We start from the raw sequence: 16,973 nt of genomic DNA on the forward strand, positions 1-16,973 counted from the left end.
TTTGCCGTGAGTCGACACCCCTCAGCCCGAGGAGGCCCCCGTGCCTGTGAGCGCATTGGACCAGCACCTCAAGGGGAACTGCCGCCCGTCGGCACACCCCGGAACCCTTCTGCCCGACCGGAAGCCCGGTCGGTCCGCACCGACGACCCGCAGACCGGCCCGCCCGGCGACCGACGGGACGGGGGCGACGCGGTGACCACCTTCGGTTACGCGGAACGCCCGGCCGGCCTGACCGGTCAGACAACTCGCGCCCAGGTCAACGAGCGTCCGGCGGCCCGCGCTCCGCTGGACGAACCGCACGGCACCGCCCTGCGGGGCGACGGCACGGCGAAACGGATTCGCAACCGGCCACACCACAACGAGCCGCCACCACGACCGGCGGTGCCCGGCGGTAACGCGAAGCCGGCCGGCGGCCGGGTCGCCGTACCGGCCCGACCGACCATGCCGGCCCAGGGCCGACGGGTCAGCGACACACCGGCGGCGACCACCGACCCGTCCGCGGGCGAGACGGCGGTGATCCCGGCGGTGCCGGCCACCACCACCCCGACCGGCTTTCCGAGCCGACCGGACCCGTCCGACCCGGCCACCGAGGTCTGGACGCTGATCGAGCGGGCCCAGGCCGGCGAGTCCGAGGCGTTCGGCCTGATCTACGACCGGTACGTGGACACCGTGTTCCGGTTCGTATACTTCCGGGTCGGCAACCGGCAGCTCGCCGAGGATCTGACCTCGGACACCTTCCTCCGCGCGCTCAAGCGGATCAGCAGCTTCACCTGGCAGGGCCGCGACCTCGGCGCCTGGCTGGTGACCATCGCCCGCAACCTGGTCGCGGACCACTTCAAGTCCGGTCGGTACCGGCTGGAGGTCACCACCGGCGACGTGCTCGACGCCGACCGGGAGGACCGGGGTCCGGAGGGCAGCCCGGAGGCGGCGGTGGTCGAGCACATCACCAACGTCGCCCTGCTCACCGCCGTGAAGCAGCTCAACCCGGAGCAGCAGGAGTGCATCGTGCTCCGCTTCCTCCAGGGCTTCTCGGTCGCCGAGACGGCCCGGGCGATGGGCAAGAACGAGGGCGCCATCAAGGCCCTCCAGTACCGGGCGGTCCGCGCGCTGGCCCGGCTCCTGCCCGACGGCTTCCAGCCGTAGTTTCTTCCAGCGGGACCGATGGGCGTCGATCGACGTCCGGGCAGCTCAGTCGGTCCCGCTCGGTGACGACGATCACTTTCTGTGATTTCCGGCCCGCCGGGCCCGTAACCCGTGCCCGGTCCACGGCGTTTCTCCGGGTGCGACCGGTGGTTGCCCCGGCAGGCCCGGGTCACCGAGGTCCGACCGGCATGCCGGACGGGGCCTCACCTCCGTGGTGTCACACTGCCGCCCGGTCGCTGGCAACGACGGCGGCCGACCGGCCGTGACCAGCGAGAGGAGGTGCCTGCGGTGGACAACATCCTCTTCTCCCGCCGGCGTGCCGAGCGCTTCGCGCAGCTTCTCGACGAGGCCAACGGTGGCCGGCGGCACCACGTCCGGTCCCGGGTGGATGGCCAGCTCGCGCCGCTCGTCGCAGTGGGCCAGCGGCTCAGCGTCGATCCACCGGCGGTCGAGGTCGACCCCGACTTCCGCACCGGCCTGCGGGCGATGCTGCTCGCCACCGCCGTGCGGGACGGTCTGGGCACCACCCCGCCGGCCGGCGAACCGGCCACCGTGCGTCCGGCCGCCACCACCCGCGGTTCGCTGCTCCCGGCGGTCACCGCCCGCCGGGCCCGTGCCCGGGGCGCGATCCTGATCGGCATCGCGGCCGGCGCCATCGCCGTCTCCGGCATCTCCGCCGCCAGCGAGAACGCGGTCCCCGGCGACGCGCTGTACGGCATGAAGCGCTCGACCGAGCGGGCCCAGCTCGCCCTGGCCAGCTCGGACATCAGCCGTGGTCAGCTCTTCCTGGACTTCGCCCGGACCCGGCTCGGCGAGGCCGCCGAGCTGCGCGGTGACCGGATCGGCTACAGCGCCGTCCTCGACGACATGGACGCCGACACCCGCCAGGGTGTCCGCCTGCTCACCGCCGCCGCCGTGCAGCGGGCCGAGCCGGGCAGCCTGGACACCGTCAACACCTTCGTCGCCGGTCAGCGCCGAGCGGTGGGCAACCTGCTCGACGGGACCACCCGGGCCGACCGGGAGCGGACCCGGCGTTCGCTGGTGCTGCTGGACAACATCCGGGAACGCTCGGACGCGCTGCGCGCGGCGATCGCCTGCGGCCTACCGGCGCCGACGGCCAGCGACGCCCTCGGCCCCGCCCCGTCCGCCTGCCCCGGCACCCGCTGACCCGCCCGGGGCGGCCAGCCGCCCCGGCCCACTCCCATACCGCAGGTCCGGCCGGTTGCGCCACAGTTCGCTGTCTGCCCGGCCGGGCGACCATGCTCGCCGGCTACCCTCGCTGGAGGCATCCGTCGCACCCGGCGAGGAAGGGAGACGCGTGACGCGCAGCCGCAAGGTGACGGTCAGCACCGACGCCCATGGTCACACCGCCGGCTGGACGGAGACCGAACTGGCGCCGGCGACCGCGCCAGACCCGACCGCAGCGGCCTTCTTCGACGTGGACAACACGATGATGCAGGGCGCATCGATCTACTGGTTCGCCCGCGGCCTCGCCGCCCGGAACTACTTCACCACCGCCGACCTGGCCCGCTTCGCCTGGCAGCAGCTCCGGTTCCGGTTGCTCGCCCGGGAGCACGCGGGTGACATGTCCCAGGCCAAGGAGGCCGCGCTGGCCTTCGTCGAGGGCTGGCGGGTGGATGACGTGGAACGCCTCACCGAGGAGATCTTCGACGAGCTGATGGCTCCCCGGATCTGGTCCGGCACGCACCAGCTCGCCCAGCGCCACCTGGAGGCCGGCCAGCGGGTCTGGCTGGTCAGCGCCGCCCCGGTGGAGATCGGTCGGGTGATCGCCGCCCGGCTCGGCCTGACCGGCGCCATCGGCACGGTGGCCGAGGTGGTGGACGGGGCGTACACCGGGCGGCTGGTGGGCGACCTGATGCACGGGCCGGCGAAGGCCGAGGCGGTCACCCAGCTCGCGGCCGTGGAGCGGCTGGACCTGGCCCGCTGCGCGGCCTACAGCGACTCGGCCAACGACCTGCCGCTGCTCTCCGCCGTGGGGCGGGCGGTAGCGGTCAATCCGGACGGCACCCTGTTGCGGCAGGCCCGGCAGCGCGGCTGGGAGGTGCGGGACTTCCGCACCGGCCGCCGAGCCGTCAAGATCGCCGTACCGTCGACCGCGGCGGCCGGGCTGGTCGCCGGCGCGGTCACCGCCGGCCTGGCGTTGCAGCGCCGCCGCCGCAGCGGCTGACCGGCGGCAGGCTCAGGGGCCGAACGGGTCCGGCCGACGCTCCAAGAGCGTGTGCAGGGTCTGCTGGATGGTCTCCCGCACCTGGTCAGCGAGGTTGAAGACCACCAGCGGGTCGTCCGCCGAGTCGGTCAGGTGCGCGGTCGGGATCGGTGGGCAGAACTGGATCAGCCACTTGCTGGGCAGCGGCACCATGCCCAGCGGCCCGAGCCACGGGAAGGTCGGTGTGACCGGGAAGTACGGCAGCTTGAGGAGCCGCGCGAGGGGCTTGATGTCGGCGAGCATCGGATAGATCTCCTCGCCGCCGACGATGGCGACCGGCACGATCGGGGTGCCGGTGCGCAGCGCCGCCGAGACGAAGCCGCCCCGGCCGAACCGTTGCAGCTTGTACCGGTCGGCGTAGAGCTTGCCGATGCCCTTGAAACCCTCGGGGAAGACACCGACCAGATCGCCGCCGCCGAGCAGCCTCTCGGCGTCCGGGTTGCAGGCCACCGTGCCACCGGTCTTGCGGGCGATCTCCGACACCACCGGCATTCGGAAGACCAGGTCCGCGCCGAGCAGGCGCAGGTAGCGATGAGCGGGATGCTTGTCGTGCAGTGCCGCCGAGAGGATCAACGCGTCCAGCGCCACCGTGCCCGAGTGGTTGCCGACCACCAGGGCGGGCCCGTCGACGGGCACGTGCTCCACCCCGCTGACCTCGGTGCGGAACCAGTCCCGGTAGAGCAGCCGCAGCAGCGGGTGGAAGACCGCGTCGGTCAGCTCCGGGTCGAAGCCGAACTCGTCGACCTCGTAGTCGCCGGAGAGCCGCCGACGCAGGAACGCGAGGCCGTTCGCGACCTTCCGGTCCCAGTGGTCACCCGGCCGATCCGGAACGGCCGGCTCGGTGCCACCACGCTCGCCGTCGGTGACCGGAGCGCCCGCGCCGGCCCGCTCGTCGGTGACCGGGTCGCCCATCTCGGCCGGCTCGTCGGTGGCCGCGGTGTCGACCTCGTCGGCCGGCGCCGGGGTCGGCGCGACCCGGGCCGTCGGCCGGTGTCCGTTGTGCCGCGCCGGCTCCGCCGCCGGTCCGGTCGGCCCCTGCGGTACGTCGAACCGCCCGCCGCCCGCTGGGTCACGCCCCTCCCCCGGCCCGGTCACGACCGCTCCCGCATCGCGGAGCGGACCTGCCGGATGCCGTCCAGGACGAGTTGCTCAGCGGTGGCCAGGTGGTCCCGGGTGACCACCACCCCTCCGTGGTGGGCGCGGATGAAGTCGTCGAAGGCCGCGGCGGTGGAGCGGGGCGTGAAGCCGTACTCCCGCTCCAGTCGGGTGGTGTCGACCACCCGGCCGTGCACGAAGAGGTCGACCTGGTCCAGGCCGTAGCGGCCGAAGCCCATGCTGCGGGCCAGCGCGGCGGCGCCGGAGAGGCCCGGCTCCAGCACCGGGACGGCCACACGACCGGCGCGCCGGATCGCCTGTGACAGCGAGAGCACCCCCGGCCCGGCGACGTTGTAGGTGCCGGGGTGGTCCTCCACGATCGACCGGTGCAGCACCTCCAGCGCGTCGTCGAAGTGCAGGAACTGCAAGCGGGGATCGCGGCCGAAGACGGTGGGCACCAGCGGCTGCGCGAAGTAGCGGGTCAACGTCGTGTCGGCGGTCGAGCCGATGAACGGCGCGAAGCGCAGCACCGTCGCGGTGACGTCGGATCGACGACGCCGGAAACCGCGGACGTACCCCTCGACGTCGAGGATGTCCCGGCCGAAACCGCCGCGCGGCACCTCGCGTGGCTCGGTCTCCTCGGTGAACACCGCCGGATCCCGGAACGACACGCCGTACGCGGCGGTCGACGAGCGGACCACCAGCTTGCGCAGCCTGGGAGCCCGTTGGCAGGCGGCGAGCAGCTGCATGGTGCCGATGACGTTCTGGTCCTTCATGGCCGACCGGCCACCGTGCTGCGGGTCGGGGGCGCTGACCAGCGCGAGGTGCACCACCGCGTCGACGTCCAGGTCGGCGAGGAGCCCGCCGAGCGAGCCGGCGTCGACGCGGATCCGTTCGACGCGGTCCAGCAGGTCGGTGAACTCGGCGCCGGGGTCCGGCGCGTCCACCCCGATGACCCGCTCGATGCGCGGGTCGGCGGCCAGCCGGGCCGCCACGTGGGCGCCGAGGTAACGACCGACCCCGGTGACGACGACGACCCCCGGAGCACCTGAGGTGCTACCGGGGGTCATCTGACACACCTACCCCGGCAGGAGTGATCGAGCCGGGACGACCACGGCCTGATCACCTGAGCCTCCGGAGGTCGACAGGTGGCAAGTGACGCCGGATGCCGGGCCGTGAGCCCGGCGGCGATCACTTGCCGAGACGGCGACGCTGGACGCGGGTCTTGCGCAGCAGCTTGCGGTGCTTCTTCTTAGCCATGCGCTTGCGGCGCTTCTTGACCACCGAGCCCATACGACAGCCTTTCGATACAACGTGCGGGGCGGACCGGATGACACCACGCAGGTGGCGACGGCGACCGCTTGCGGACAACGGACCGGACCAGTCTGGGCGGCGGGGCGCACCGGTGGGGTCTCGGTCGGGCTCCAGGGTAGCCGGAGAGCGTCAGCAGGACCAACGCGCCCCCGTCGATGCCGCTTTCCGGGCGTGGCCGCGGGGCCCGCGAGCTTTCGCTACGTCGCGCTCGGTGAGCGCGGCGGTGGCTCAGGCGGTCTCCTGAAACGCACCCCGGAGATATTCGTGCACCGCGTGCTCAGGCACCCGGAACGACCGACCGACCCGGACCGCGGTGAGCTCACCGCTGTGCACCAGGCGATAGACCGTCATCTTCGACACCCGCATCACCGTCGCCACCTCGGCAACGGTGAGGAACTTGACCTCCGACAGCCGTCCGTCGGACTGCGACCCGGCCATGGCTCACCGACCCATCCCATGCCCGGCGCGTGCCAACCCGACGGATGCTCCGGGCCGGGCCGGCGACGCGCGTGTTACCAGTACGGTAGCGGGGCGGCTGTGACCGGCGCGATCCCTTCGTACAACTGATCATGTCCCGGTCGCCGGTTCACCCGATCCGCGCTCCCGGTATCTCCCCGCCTGCGCCCGACGTCCGGTTGCGGCGGTCCGGCGCGGTCGTGGCTCACTCCGCGCGCAGCGCGACCACCGGGTCGAGCCGGCCGGCGCGCTGCGCGGGAACCACCCCGAAGACGATGCCCACCGCCGCCGACACGCCGAATGCGAGCGCCAACGACCACCAGGTGATCGCCGCCGGGATCGGTGACAGCGCGTCCACCAGCAGTGCCGTACCCACGCCGAGCGCCATCCCGGTCAACCCGCCGATCGTGGTGAGCAGCACCGCCTCCAACAGGAACTGCACACCGATGTCACGGGGGCGGGCACCGACGGCCTTGCGCAGCCCGATCTCCCGCGTCCGCTCCCGGACGCTGACCAGCATGATGTTGGAGACGCCGACCCCGCCGACGAGCAGCGAGATGCCGGCGATGGCCGCCAGCACGCCGGTGAGCACACCGAGGATGTCGCCGAGCACGCCGAGGATCTGCTGCTGGGTGACCGCGCTGAACTCGGTGTCCGGATGCCGGCGGTTGAGCTCGGCGACGATCCGCTCGCCCAGCTCGTCGATGCGCTCCCGGTCGGGCGCCTTCACCGCGATGCCGTCCACCCGCTGGGTGCCCCAGAGCCGCTGCGCGGCGGTCACCGGCACGTGCACCTCGTCGTCCCGGTCGACGCCGAGGCTCTGCCCGAGCGGCGCGAAGACGCCGATCACCCGGAACCGCACACCGGCCAGCGTCACCTGCTGCCCGAGCGGGTCCCGGTCGGGAAAGAGAGCGCGGGCCACCGAGTCGCCGAGCACGGCCACCCGCCGGCTGGTGTCGACGTCGGTGCCGGTGAGATAGCGGCCGCGGACCAGCGACCGGGTGAACACCGCCGGGGTGGTCTCCAGTACGCCCTGCACGGTGGTGAAGTCGGAGCGGGCACCGGCCCGCGCGGTCGCCCCGGAGGCGATGGTGACCGCCACCCGATCGGGATCTCCCACCACCCGGGTGACCGCGTCCACGTCCTTGAGCGTCAGAGGCGAGACCACCGGCGCGGTGCCCACCTCGATCCTGCCGGGGACGACCAGCAGCAGGTTGGAGCCGAGCCCCTCGACCTGCTGCTCCACCTTCTGTTTGGTGCCGGTGCCGATGGCCACCAGCAGCACCACCGAGGCCACCCCGATGATCACCCCGAGCATGGTCAGCGCACTGCGCAACCGGTTGGCCCGTAACGCGTCCAGCGCCACCCGCCATGCCTCGGCGACCCTCACGACCCGCTCCCGTCGCCGGTCACCACGCCGGCGTCACCGGTCCCACGGTCGTTGACCGGTGGGTGCGGAAGGCGCCCGGTGGCTCCGGCGGCGCCACCAGAGCCACCGGACGGGTGCCCCGGGCCGCTTCCGGACACGGACCGGGGCTCCGCGCTGGGAGCGGGGACCAGTGTCGCAGGTCGACCATGATCAACGGACAGCGGTCGATCATGCAGGTGGGTGGCATCGTCGTCGGTCGCGCTGTCCGCCACCACCACACCGTCGCGCATGGTGATCCGGCGGCGGGCCCGAGCCGCGACCTCCTGGTCGTGGGTGACCATCACCAGCGCCACCCCGGACTCGGCGTTCAGCCGCTCCAGCAGCTCCAGCACCGCCGCGCCCGTGACGCTGTCCAGGTTGCCGGTGGGTTCATCGGCGAGCAGCACCGTCGGCTCGGTGACCAGCGCGCGGGCGATGGCCACCCGCTGCTGCTCGCCGCCCGACATCTGGTTGGGCCGGTGGTCCAGCCGGTGCCCGAGGCCGACCCGGCCGAGCATCGCCGCGGCCCGCTCCCGGCGCTGCCGGGCTGGCACGCCCCGGTAGACCAGCGGCAACGCCACGTTCTCCACCGCCGAGGTACGCGGCAGCAGGTGGAACGCCTGGAAGACGAAGCCGATCGTCTCGTTGCGCAGGGTGGCCATCTCCGGCGGAGACAGGGCGTTGACGTCCCGACCGCCGATCACCAGCCGGCCACCGGTGGGCCGGTCGAGCCCGCCGAGGAGGTGCATGAGAGTGGACTTGCCCGACCCGGACGGCCCGACCAGCGCCACGTGGTCACCCGGCTGCACGACCAGCGACACGCCGCGCAGCGCCTCGACCGACACCCCGTCCAGCTGGTACGTCCGGGACACGTCCACCGCCTCGATCGCCGGCGGGGAGCCGGTCACCGCACCTCCTGGCCGTCGCGGACCTGGTCGGCGCCGCGTACCACGACCCGGTCGCCGGCCTGCACACCGTTGAGGATCTGCACCAGGTCCGATCCTTGGACGCCGACGGTCACCGGTGCCCGGTCCGCCCTGCCGTCGCGGACGACCCAGACGGCGTCCCGGCCGTCGGCCGAGAAGACCGCCGAGGCGGGGACGGTCACCGCGTCGGCGGCCTCGCGCACCCGCAGGTGGACGATCGCGTTCATGCCGGGGCGCGGCATCGGGGCCGGCTCGTCCTCGGCCAGCTTTCCGGCGCCCAGCGTCAGTCGTACCCGGTAGGTGACACCGCCCTGGGCGGAGTTGGTGGGGAGCACGTCGACCGAGCGGACCGTGGCGTCGTAGCTGGCACCGGTGACGGCGTCCAGCTCGACCGTCGCGGTCACGCCGGCCCTGACCAGCAGCACGTCGGTCTCGTCCACCTCAGCCAGCAGGCCCAGCTGCCCGGTGTCCACCACGGTGAGCACCGGCGTGCCGGCGCCGACCTGGCCGCCCACCGCGACCGCGTCGTCCACCCCTGCGGGCGGCCCACCCTGATCGGGCGCCAGCACCGACGGGTCGATCCCGGCCGACTGGGCACCACCAGCCTGCTCGAGCAGCCCGGCGAGGCCACCGGTCGGACTGCCGCCGGCCCGGGTGCCGCCCGGCTGCACCACCCCGGCGATCGGGGCGCGCAGGGTCAGCGCGTCGACGGTCGCCTTCGCCAGGTCGTACGCCTGCTGGGCCTGCAGCCGTTGGGCCGCGGAGAGCGCGCCGACGGCCGAGTTCAGCCCGCTGATCCCCCGCTGCACCGCGCGGACGGCCTGGTCGGCGGTGCGCGCGGCGGCGGCGTACTGCCGCTGGGCGGAGGTCACCTGGGTGAGCAGCGCGTCCCGCAGCCGTGGGTCGGCGATCTTGTCGGCGGCCTTCCGGGCGGCGTCGAACGCGTCGTCGGCAGCCTTGTCGGTGCCGCGCCGGCTGCCGGTCAGATCGCCGGTGGAGACACCCCGGCCGGCGCGCCTGGCGGCGTCCAGCGCTTCCCGGGCCTGGCGCAGCCGGGCCTGCGCCGACGGGGAGGCGACCACGGCGAGCACCTGGCCTCGCTTCACCCGCTGTCCAGGCTCGACGCGCAGGCTGGCCAGGGTGCCGTCGGCGGGGGCGGTCAGGGTGGCGGCGGCGCGGGCGGTCACCGTCGCCGGCGCGTCGATCACCTCGGTGACCGGGTTGCGCGCGGCCGAGGCGAGCGTGACGGACGGCTGGTCGTCGCCGCACGAGGCGGCGGTGGTGGCGGTGAGGACGGCGACGGCGGTCAGGGCGGTGAGCAGGCGGGGCCGCGTGACGTGGGTAGGCCGCGGCGACTGGGTGCGGCGCACCCATCGATCGTACGGCTCACCGTCACGACCCCCACGACCCGCTCGACGCGTGCGCAGCGGCCACCGGCGGTGCCGTGGCGGCGTGGCCGTCAGGCGGCGGCGGCGCGGACGTACGCCACGCACTCGTCGTGCAACGTCGACCACTGCTCGCCGAACGCCTGCTCGGCGGCGACCGGGAACGCCTTGCGCTCGTGCACCACGGCCTTGAAGAAGGCGAGCAGCCGCTGCGGCCCGTACCGGTCGACGAGATGCCGGACGGCGAGGTAGCCGACGCCGTAGCTGCCGCCGACCCGATCGGCGGGGGCGTCGTCGGCGGGGGTGATGCCCTCCAGCCGGCCGTCCCAACTGCTCCGGACCAGCTTCCGTACCTGGGCGAGCCCCTCGTACCGGTCGACCGGCTGGCCACCGGCGCCCGCGTACTCGGCCAGCCCCTCCACCAGCCACCAGGTCGTCTTGCCCGGATAGCCGCGCTCCGGCAGCGACGCTGCGTGGGTCAGCTCGTGCCGGAGCAGGTCGTCGGCGCCGCCGCTGGGCAGCCCGTCGGCGTTGAGCACCACCTCGTGGTGGCCACCGCCCACCGTCACCGCGTAGCCGCCGGTCCACTGTGGCCGGTCGCCGCCGTACCAGCGCTGCCACTCGCTGCGCCCGGCATAGAAGATCCGGTACCGGTCCGGTGGCGACCCGGCCACCACGTACCCGTCGGCGACCCTGGCCGCCGCCTCGGCCTGCGCGAGCAGGCCGGGCAACTTGCCGCGCAGCGCCGGAGTGGTCGCCACGATGGTCCGCGGGCCGATCGCCACGGCCAGCTCGCTAATCTCCCAGGGCCGGGTGCCGGTCTCCGCCGACTTGGACTCCTCCAGGGCGACCAGCAGGGGCTGGGCGCCGTTCTCCCGCCAGCGGGTGCCGATCAGCACCGGGCTGGGGCGGCAGTCCGGGGCCACGAAGCAGTACTGGAAGCGCACCAGGAACCGCCACTCGCCCGGTTTGCCGACGACCGGCACCGGCAGGCCGCTCGGCTCAGCCCGCCAGACCGTGACCTTGAGCGCGCGCAGCGCGGCGAAGCGGCGGCGCAGGTCGGTCTGCGCGGCGGGCTCGGCGACGGCGAGGAAGCCGGCCCGGTCCCCGCCGAGCAGCGCCGTGGACTGCCGCTGGAGTTGGGCGGTCATCCGGTCGGTCAGCCCTCGGGCGACCGCGGTGGCCGGATCCTCGGTCGCCGAGGCGCCGATGCGTCCGACGGTGGCCCGGCCGCCGGCCTCCCGCACCACTCCCACCACGAGCAGCGCCGGCACGCCGCAGCCCAGCAGGAGGACGAACACCACGAGCCCGGTCCACAGTGGCCAGAGCCGCCGCAGTGATGGCTGATGCACCCCGTCGGTCACCCGGCGAAGGGTACGACCTGTCGGCCGATCGGGCGAGGCCGGCACGGCCCCGGCCCACCCCGCGGACCACGGCCAGGGACGCCGGGCCCGGCCAGGGACGCCACTCAGGCCGGGCGGCCGGCGGTGGGTGCGTCCAGGGACCAGCCCCAGCGGGCACCGATGGCCAGGACGGCCAACTTCAGCAGGCAGAGCAGGAGCAGCCCGAACGCCCGGATCACGGCTGGTCCGCCTGGTCGGCGGTGCCCCGAGCGCGCGGCCAGGACTGGAAGGCGAGATCCATCCCGGCGACCAGTCGGTGGTACGAGCGATCCACCTCCCGGGACAGGCCGAAGCCGCCCGCGGCCTCCAGGGAGACGAACCCGTGCAGGGCACTGCGCAGCGCCCGGGTGGCGTCCACCGCGTCGTCGCCGGTGAGCCCGTACCCGCGCAGCACCGCGTAGATGGCACCGACCGCCCGCTCGCCCGCCACGACGTGCTCCGGGTCGGCCGGGTCGGGCACCTGCTGCGTGGCCGGGTAGCGGCCGGGGTGCCGGCGGGCGTAGTCGCGGTAGGCGTCGGCCATCGCCCGGAGCGCGTCGCCGCCGGCCCGGCCGGCGGCGGCGGTGGTCAACTCGGTGGCCAACTCGGCGGTGGCCAGAGCGGAGAGCTTCCGGGCCAGCGCGTCCGCCCCCCGGACGTGCTTGTAGAGGCTGGGCAGCGCGACGCCGAGCCGGCCGGCGAGCGCGGCGAGGGTGAGCTGCTGGTAGCCGACCTCGTCGGCCAGCCGGGCCGCCTCCCGCACCACGGTCTGCTGGTTGAGGCCGACCCTAGGCACCGGCGCACACCGCCAGGAACCCGAGCATCTCGTCGGCGGTGCGCTGCGGCCGGTCGGCGTGCGGGTAGTGGCCGGACTCCTCGATCATCCGGGCCTCGGCGGTGCGGAACAGCCGGCGGGCCGCCCGCGCCTCGGCACCCGGGTCGGGGAAGTCCGGGTCCTTCGCACCCATCAGCACCAGCACCGGTTGCCGGACCTGCGGGGCGCGGGCGGTCCAGTGCGGCTCGACCGGGACCACCACGCCGCGCACCGCGGCCATCCGCCCGGGCTCGCGCAGGTTCGCCACCATCGACCGGCGGTATGCCGCGTCGTCGGCGGGCCGGTGCACCGGGAAGAGCGCCTTGTGGAACATCCCGAACAGTCGGGGCCTGCGCAGCACCAACGCCAGCGCCACCCGCATCACCGGGTTGAGCTTCGGCTGACCGACGAACGCGCCGATCTGCACGATGCCGACGACCAGGTCGGGCGCGGCGGTCGCGGCGAAGACCACCGCCGCCGCGCTCGATGAGCTGCCGACCAGCACGGCCGGCCCGGCGTCGAGGTCGCGGACCACAGCCAGCAGGTCGGCGCCGACCTCCGCCGGGGCGTACGTCGGCCAGCCGACGCTGGACTCCCCGTGCCCCCGGACGTCGACCGAGGCGACCCGGTGACCGGCGGCGACCAGCAGTGGCACCAGGTGCCGGAAGCTCGCCCTGTTCTCGCCCATGCCGTGTGAGAAGACGACCAGCGGACCTTCCCCGTGCACCTCGTACGCGATGTGTCCGCCGTCCCGCCGCACCCGGCTAGTTCTCATAGCCATAAAGCTAATCCCATTAGCCGCGATCGTCAACCCGGATACGCGAACGGGCCGGCGGGACCACAGGGGTCACCGCCGGCCCGTCGGCCGGTCCGTCCGGGGTTACTTCTTGGAGATCAGGGAGCGGCAGAAGAAGACCAGGTTGGCCGGGCGCTCGGCGAGCCGGCGCATCAGGTAGCCGTACCACTCGTCGCCGTAGGGGACGTAGGTGCGCACGGTGTAGCCATCGTCGACCAGCCGCTTCTGCTCCTCCGGACGGATGCCGTAGAGCATCTGGAACTCGAAGCGCTCCGGCCCCCGGTCGAACCAGCGGGCCCGGTCCTCGCCGATGGCGATCATGCGGGGGTCGTGGGTGGCCAGCATCGGGTAGCCGTCGCCGGACATCAGGATGTTCATGCAGCGGACGTATGACTTGTCCACCTCCCGGGCCGACTGGTACGCCACCGACTCCGGCTCCTTGTAGGCGCCCTTGCACAGCCGTACCCGCGACCCCGCCGAGGACAGCTCCCGGCAGTCCGACTCGGTCCGGCGCAGGTACGCCTGGAGCACCGCGCCCGTCGACGGGAAGTCCTTGCGCAGTTTCTCCAGCACCTCCAGCGTCGAGTCGGTGGTGGTGTGGTCCTCCATGTCCAGGGTGACCGTGGTGCCCGCCGCGTCGGCGGCCGCGCAGATCGCCCGCGCGTTGTCGTACGCCAGCTGCTCGTCGAACAGCTGGCCGAGAGCGGAGAGCTTCACGCTCACCTCGGCGGCCGGGGTCAGCCCGGCGCCGCCGAGCATCTTCAGCAGCTTCAGGTATTCGTCCCGGGTGGCGGTGGCATGCTCGGGAGTGACGGTGTCCTCACCGAGATGGTCGAGGGTGACCGCCAGACCGTCGTCGACGAGTCCGCGGGTCGCGCGCAACGCGTCGTCGGTGGCGGCGCCGGCGACGAACCGGCGGACGACGTCCCGGGTGAACGGGGCGGTCGCGACGAGCCGCTCGACCTGGGATGACCGGGAGGCGGCGAGGATGACGGAACGGAGCATGAGCCGAGCGTAACGCCCCTGCCAGGGCCCCCGCCGAGGGGCAGCCGGGGCTGCAGCGGTGGCGTCGATCGGCTACAACGATGCCGTGGACCAACGCCCCCGCCGCCGGCTCCGGTCGGCCTCCGTGCAGCTCGGCGCGCTCACCGCTCTCGCGCTCGCCCTTTCCGGCTGCAACATGACCTCGGACGACGATGATGACGACGACTGCGCCCTCGGGCCGGTCGGCGGCGGCGACACGGTCGCGCTCGCGATGCGGGTCGCCGACCCGGCCGCCGGCCGCGCCGCCCCGGAGCCGACGGCCGCGGCCCTGCCCGAGCGTGGTGGGTTCGGCACCCACCTCGCTGCCTGCGGCGGCTGAGGTGCGCCGCGAGCAGGTCGCGCCGCGACCCGACTGGGACGCCACCATCCGCGCTCAGGGGCTGGTCTACGTCGACACCGAGCTGCCCGACGGCGGCATCATGTCGTACTGGGACGAGACCGCCGCGTACGCCTTCGACCTGGACGAGGTGCTGCGGCTGGAGGAGGCCACCGAGGAGCTGCACCGGATGTCGGTGGCCGCCGCCGAGCACGTGGTGGCGCACCGCCGGTACGCCGAGTTCGGCATCCCGGCCTGGGCGGCCGAGGCGGTGGCCCGCTCGCTGCGCGAGGCGCCACCCACCCTCTACGGGCGCTTCGACCTCGCCTACGACGGTGTCTGGCCGCCGAAGCTGCTGGAGTACAACGCGGACACGCCGACCGCACTGGTCGAGGCGAGCATCATCCAGTGGTACTGGCTGGAGCAGACCCGGCCGGAGCTGGATCAGTGGAACAGCCTGCACGAGCGTCTGGTCGGCGCCTGGGCGAAGATCGGGGCCGGGCTGCACGACCCCCGGGTGCACGTGCTCTGGTCGAACGAGGAGGAGTCCGGCGAGGACCACATGACCGCCGGCTACCTGGCCGAGACCGCCCGGCAGGCCGGCCTGGCCGTCGAACTGCTGCCGATCCAGGAGATCGGCTGGGACGGTCGGCGCTTCGTCGACGCCGCCGACCGCCCGGTGACCACCTGCTTCAAGCTCTATCCGTGGGAGTGGATGCTGGCCGAGCCGTACGGGCCGCCCGCGCTGGCCCCGGGCACCCCCACGACCTGGATCGAGCCGGCCTGGAAGCTGCTGCTGTCCAACAAGGCGCTGCTCGCGGTCCTGTGGGAGCTGTACCCCGGCCACGAGTACCTGCTGCCGGCGTACCTCGACTCGCCGCGTGACATGCCGGAGTACGTGGCCAAGCCGCTGCTGGGCCGGGAGGGCGGCTCGGTACGCATCGTCACCGCCGAGCAGGAGATCACCAACCCGGGAATCTACGGCGACGAGGGCTGGTGCTATCAGGAGTTCCGGGCGTTGCCGCAGTTCGATGGCCATCGGATGGTGCTGGGCAGCTGGATCGTCGACGGCGAATCGGCGGGGGTGGGGGTACGGGAGAGCGCGAGTCTGATCACCGACGGCTACGCGCGGTTTCTGCCGCACTACATCGACGCGCCGCGCACCCCGTGAGTCGTCTACCGTTGGGGGCGTGAACTTCGACGCGTACGCCCGGACCGGCGTTGACCTGGTCAACGCCCGCCTGGACGACCTCGACGACCTGCGGGCCATCTTCCCCGACGAGAACGCCTGGATGCGCGACGAGGTCGCGGAACGGGATGTCGTGATTTTCCGGCGGGCACAGAAGCGGTTGCGCGACGTCTTCGAGTACGGCACCTCGGGGCGGGACGGCCAGGCGGTCACGGAGCTGAACGCGCTGCTCGAGGCGTTCCCGGTCCAGCCGCGCATCTCCGGGCACGACTCCAGCGACTGGCACATGCACGTGACCAGCCGGGGCGCGTCGGTCAGCGCCGAATACCTGGCCGGCGCGGTCTGGGGGCTGTCGGTCTGGCTCTGCGAGTACGGCAGCGCCCGGTTCGGCGTCTGCGCTGACGAGCGGTGCGGCAACGTCTACCTGGACACGTCGTCCAACTGCTGCCGGCGGTTCTGCTCCGAGCGCTGTGCCACCCGCTCCCACGTGGCGGCGCACCGGGCCCGCAAGCGGGCCGCGGTCGGCGAGCAGGTGACGGTCGCCGCGCAGCCGACGGCGGGCGCCGACTCGCTCACCCCGGTCAGCTGACGTCGTACCGGTCGACGCCCCCCGACGGGGTCAGGCGTCGACCGGGGACGGCGCGGTCAGGTGCTGGCGGGCGAACTCCAACGCGGCGCGCAGGTCCGCCTCGCGCACCGCGCGGCTCTTCGCGCCCCGGGTCGCCACCTCCACCGCCACCGCACCGGTGAAGCCCCGACCGGCCAGCGAGGAGAGCAGCTCCCCGCAGGGTTGGGTGCCGCGCCCGGGCACCAGGTGCTCGTCGCGGCCCTCGCCGGTGCCGTCGCCGAGGTGCACGTGGGCCAGCCCGGCGCCCATCCGGTCGGCCATCTCCAGCGGGTCGCTGTGCGAGGCCGCGCAGTGCGAGAGATCCAGGGTGTACGACGGGTAGCCGGTGTCGGTGGGATCCCAGCCGGGCACGTACGGGACGAACCGCCGGCCCGCCATCCGCACCGGGTACATGTTCTCCACCGCGAACCGCAGCCCGGTGAACCGGTCCGCCACGGCGGCGAGCCCCTCGGTGAACCGGCGCGCGTAGTCGCGCTGCCAGGTGAACGGTGGGTGCACCACGACGGTCGGGGCCTCCAGCGTCTCGGCCAGCTCGGCGGCCTTGCGCAGCCGCTCCCACGGGTCCGGGCTCCACACCCGCTGGGTGACCAGCAGGCAGGGCGCGTGCACCGAGAGCACCGGCACGTCGTAGTGCGTGGAGAGGCCGCGCAGCGCGCCCGCGTCCTGGCTGACCACGTCGGTCCAGACCATCACCTCGACGCCGTCGTAGCCGAGCGCCGCGGCCAGCTGGAACGCCGCCGCGGTCGGCTCGGGGAAGACCGACGAGCTGGACAGGAGCACCGGAACGCGGGAAGTCACATCAGCCAGGGTAGCCCGGCGACGCCGACGCCATCGTGACGAGCGCCGGCAA

General features: G+C 73.6%; 18 protein-coding genes. 6 read left to right on the forward strand and 12 right to left on the reverse strand.

The features are described 5' to 3' along the window. Positions 1 to 192: 192 nt before the first annotated feature. The 3 genes from KBX63_RS18565 to KBX63_RS18575 all read left to right on the forward strand — a co-directional run bounded on the left by KBX63_RS18565 (position 193) and on the right by KBX63_RS18575 (position 3,331). Positions 193 to 1,143, forward strand: a complete 951-nt coding sequence (locus KBX63_RS18565; protein WP_210912494.1) for an ECF subfamily RNA polymerase sigma factor, BldN family — start codon at positions 193 to 195, stop codon at positions 1,141 to 1,143. A gap of 288 nt (positions 1,144 to 1,431) precedes the next feature. Beyond that, the gene (locus KBX63_RS18570; protein ID WP_210912495.1) at positions 1,432 to 2,310 is read left to right on the forward strand and encodes a DUF5667 domain-containing protein; all 879 of its coding nucleotides are present in this window, start codon (positions 1,432 to 1,434) and stop codon (positions 2,308 to 2,310) included. 151 nt (positions 2,311 to 2,461) lie between these two features. Continuing rightward, positions 2,462 to 3,331 carry an HAD family phosphatase gene (locus KBX63_RS18575; protein ID WP_210912496.1) on the forward strand — a complete coding sequence of 290 codons (870 nt, stop codon included), beginning with the start codon at positions 2,462 to 2,464 and terminating at the stop codon, positions 3,329 to 3,331. 12 nt (positions 3,332 to 3,343) lie between these two features. On the opposite strand, the gene KBX63_RS18580 is transcribed toward KBX63_RS18575, so the two are convergent. From KBX63_RS18580 to KBX63_RS18630, 11 genes are all read right to left on the reverse strand, one after another. Continuing rightward, positions 3,344 to 4,282 carry a lysophospholipid acyltransferase family protein gene (locus KBX63_RS18580; RefSeq protein WP_374102245.1) on the reverse strand — a complete coding sequence of 313 codons (939 nt, stop codon included), beginning with the start codon at positions 4,280 to 4,282 and terminating at the stop codon, positions 3,344 to 3,346. Between the two features lie 179 nt (positions 4,283 to 4,461). Next, the gene (locus tag KBX63_RS18585; protein ID WP_210912498.1) at positions 4,462 to 5,535 is read right to left on the reverse strand and encodes an NAD-dependent epimerase/dehydratase family protein; all 1,074 of its coding nucleotides are present in this window, start codon (positions 5,533 to 5,535) and stop codon (positions 4,462 to 4,464) included. A gap of 121 nt (positions 5,536 to 5,656) precedes the next feature. Beyond that, a complete protein-coding gene (locus tag KBX63_RS18590; RefSeq protein ID WP_007465623.1) occupies positions 5,657 to 5,758 on the reverse strand; it encodes a 30S ribosomal protein bS22 in 102 nt (33 codons plus the stop codon). A gap of 249 nt (positions 5,759 to 6,007) precedes the next feature. Then, positions 6,008 to 6,217, reverse strand: a complete 210-nt coding sequence (locus KBX63_RS18595) for a helix-turn-helix domain-containing protein (RefSeq protein ID WP_007465625.1) — start codon at positions 6,215 to 6,217, stop codon at positions 6,008 to 6,010. 223 nt (positions 6,218 to 6,440) lie between these two features. Further along, complete coding sequence (locus KBX63_RS18600) at positions 6,441 to 7,625, reverse strand: ABC transporter permease (RefSeq protein WP_210912499.1); 1,185 nt, start codon at positions 7,623 to 7,625, stop codon at positions 6,441 to 6,443. Next, positions 7,622 to 8,551: an ABC transporter ATP-binding protein gene (locus KBX63_RS18605; protein WP_307871755.1), complete on the reverse strand. Its 930-nt coding sequence runs from the start codon at positions 8,549 to 8,551 to the stop codon at positions 7,622 to 7,624. Before KBX63_RS18605 ends, KBX63_RS18600 begins: the two co-directional genes overlap by 4 nt. Continuing rightward, complete coding sequence (locus KBX63_RS18610) at positions 8,548 to 9,939, reverse strand: efflux RND transporter periplasmic adaptor subunit (protein WP_307871756.1); 1,392 nt, start codon at positions 9,937 to 9,939, stop codon at positions 8,548 to 8,550. The genes KBX63_RS18605 and KBX63_RS18610 overlap by 4 nt, the downstream gene beginning before the upstream one ends. A gap of 89 nt (positions 9,940 to 10,028) precedes the next feature. Beyond that, positions 10,029 to 11,318: a hypothetical protein gene (locus KBX63_RS18615; protein ID WP_210912500.1), complete on the reverse strand. Its 1,290-nt coding sequence runs from the start codon at positions 11,316 to 11,318 to the stop codon at positions 10,029 to 10,031. A 214-nt stretch (positions 11,319 to 11,532) separates the two neighbouring features. Further along, positions 11,533 to 12,132: a TetR/AcrR family transcriptional regulator gene (locus tag KBX63_RS36440; protein WP_210912501.1), complete on the reverse strand. Its 600-nt coding sequence runs from the start codon at positions 12,130 to 12,132 to the stop codon at positions 11,533 to 11,535. Then, positions 12,125 to 12,925: an alpha/beta fold hydrolase gene (locus tag KBX63_RS18625; protein ID WP_210912502.1), complete on the reverse strand. Its 801-nt coding sequence runs from the start codon at positions 12,923 to 12,925 to the stop codon at positions 12,125 to 12,127. The genes KBX63_RS36440 and KBX63_RS18625 overlap by 8 nt, the downstream gene beginning before the upstream one ends. Positions 12,926 to 13,030: 105 nt before the next feature. Continuing rightward, positions 13,031 to 13,951, reverse strand: coding sequence for a proline dehydrogenase family protein (locus tag KBX63_RS18630; protein ID WP_210912503.1), 921 nt, complete (start codon positions 13,949 to 13,951; stop codon positions 13,031 to 13,033). 85 nt (positions 13,952 to 14,036) lie between these two features. On the opposite strand from KBX63_RS18630, the gene KBX63_RS18635 reads away from it, so the two are divergent. The 3 genes from KBX63_RS18635 to KBX63_RS18645 are packed head-to-tail and all read left to right on the forward strand — an operon-like array spanning position 14,037 to position 16,084. After that, the gene (locus tag KBX63_RS18635; RefSeq protein WP_307871757.1) at positions 14,037 to 14,309 is read left to right on the forward strand and encodes a hypothetical protein; all 273 of its coding nucleotides are present in this window, start codon (positions 14,037 to 14,039) and stop codon (positions 14,307 to 14,309) included. A 1-nt stretch (position 14,310) separates the two neighbouring features. Then, on the forward strand, positions 14,311 to 15,477 hold the full coding sequence (locus tag KBX63_RS18640; protein WP_210912504.1) for a glutathionylspermidine synthase family protein: 1,167 nt from the start codon (positions 14,311 to 14,313) through the stop codon (positions 15,475 to 15,477). A gap of 19 nt (positions 15,478 to 15,496) precedes the next feature. Then, the gene (locus KBX63_RS18645; protein WP_210912505.1) at positions 15,497 to 16,084 is read left to right on the forward strand and encodes a CGNR zinc finger domain-containing protein; all 588 of its coding nucleotides are present in this window, start codon (positions 15,497 to 15,499) and stop codon (positions 16,082 to 16,084) included. 30 nt (positions 16,085 to 16,114) lie between these two features. Here the strand turns inward: KBX63_RS18645 and KBX63_RS18650 are convergent, their stop codons facing one another. Next, positions 16,115 to 16,921, reverse strand: coding sequence for a sugar phosphate isomerase/epimerase (locus KBX63_RS18650; RefSeq protein ID WP_121653585.1), 807 nt, complete (start codon positions 16,919 to 16,921; stop codon positions 16,115 to 16,117). Positions 16,922 to 16,973 lie beyond the last annotated feature (52 nt).

Source organism: Micromonospora sp. U21 (assembly GCF_018070045.1).
Classification (GTDB): Bacteria; Actinomycetota; Actinomycetes; order Mycobacteriales; family Micromonosporaceae; genus Micromonospora.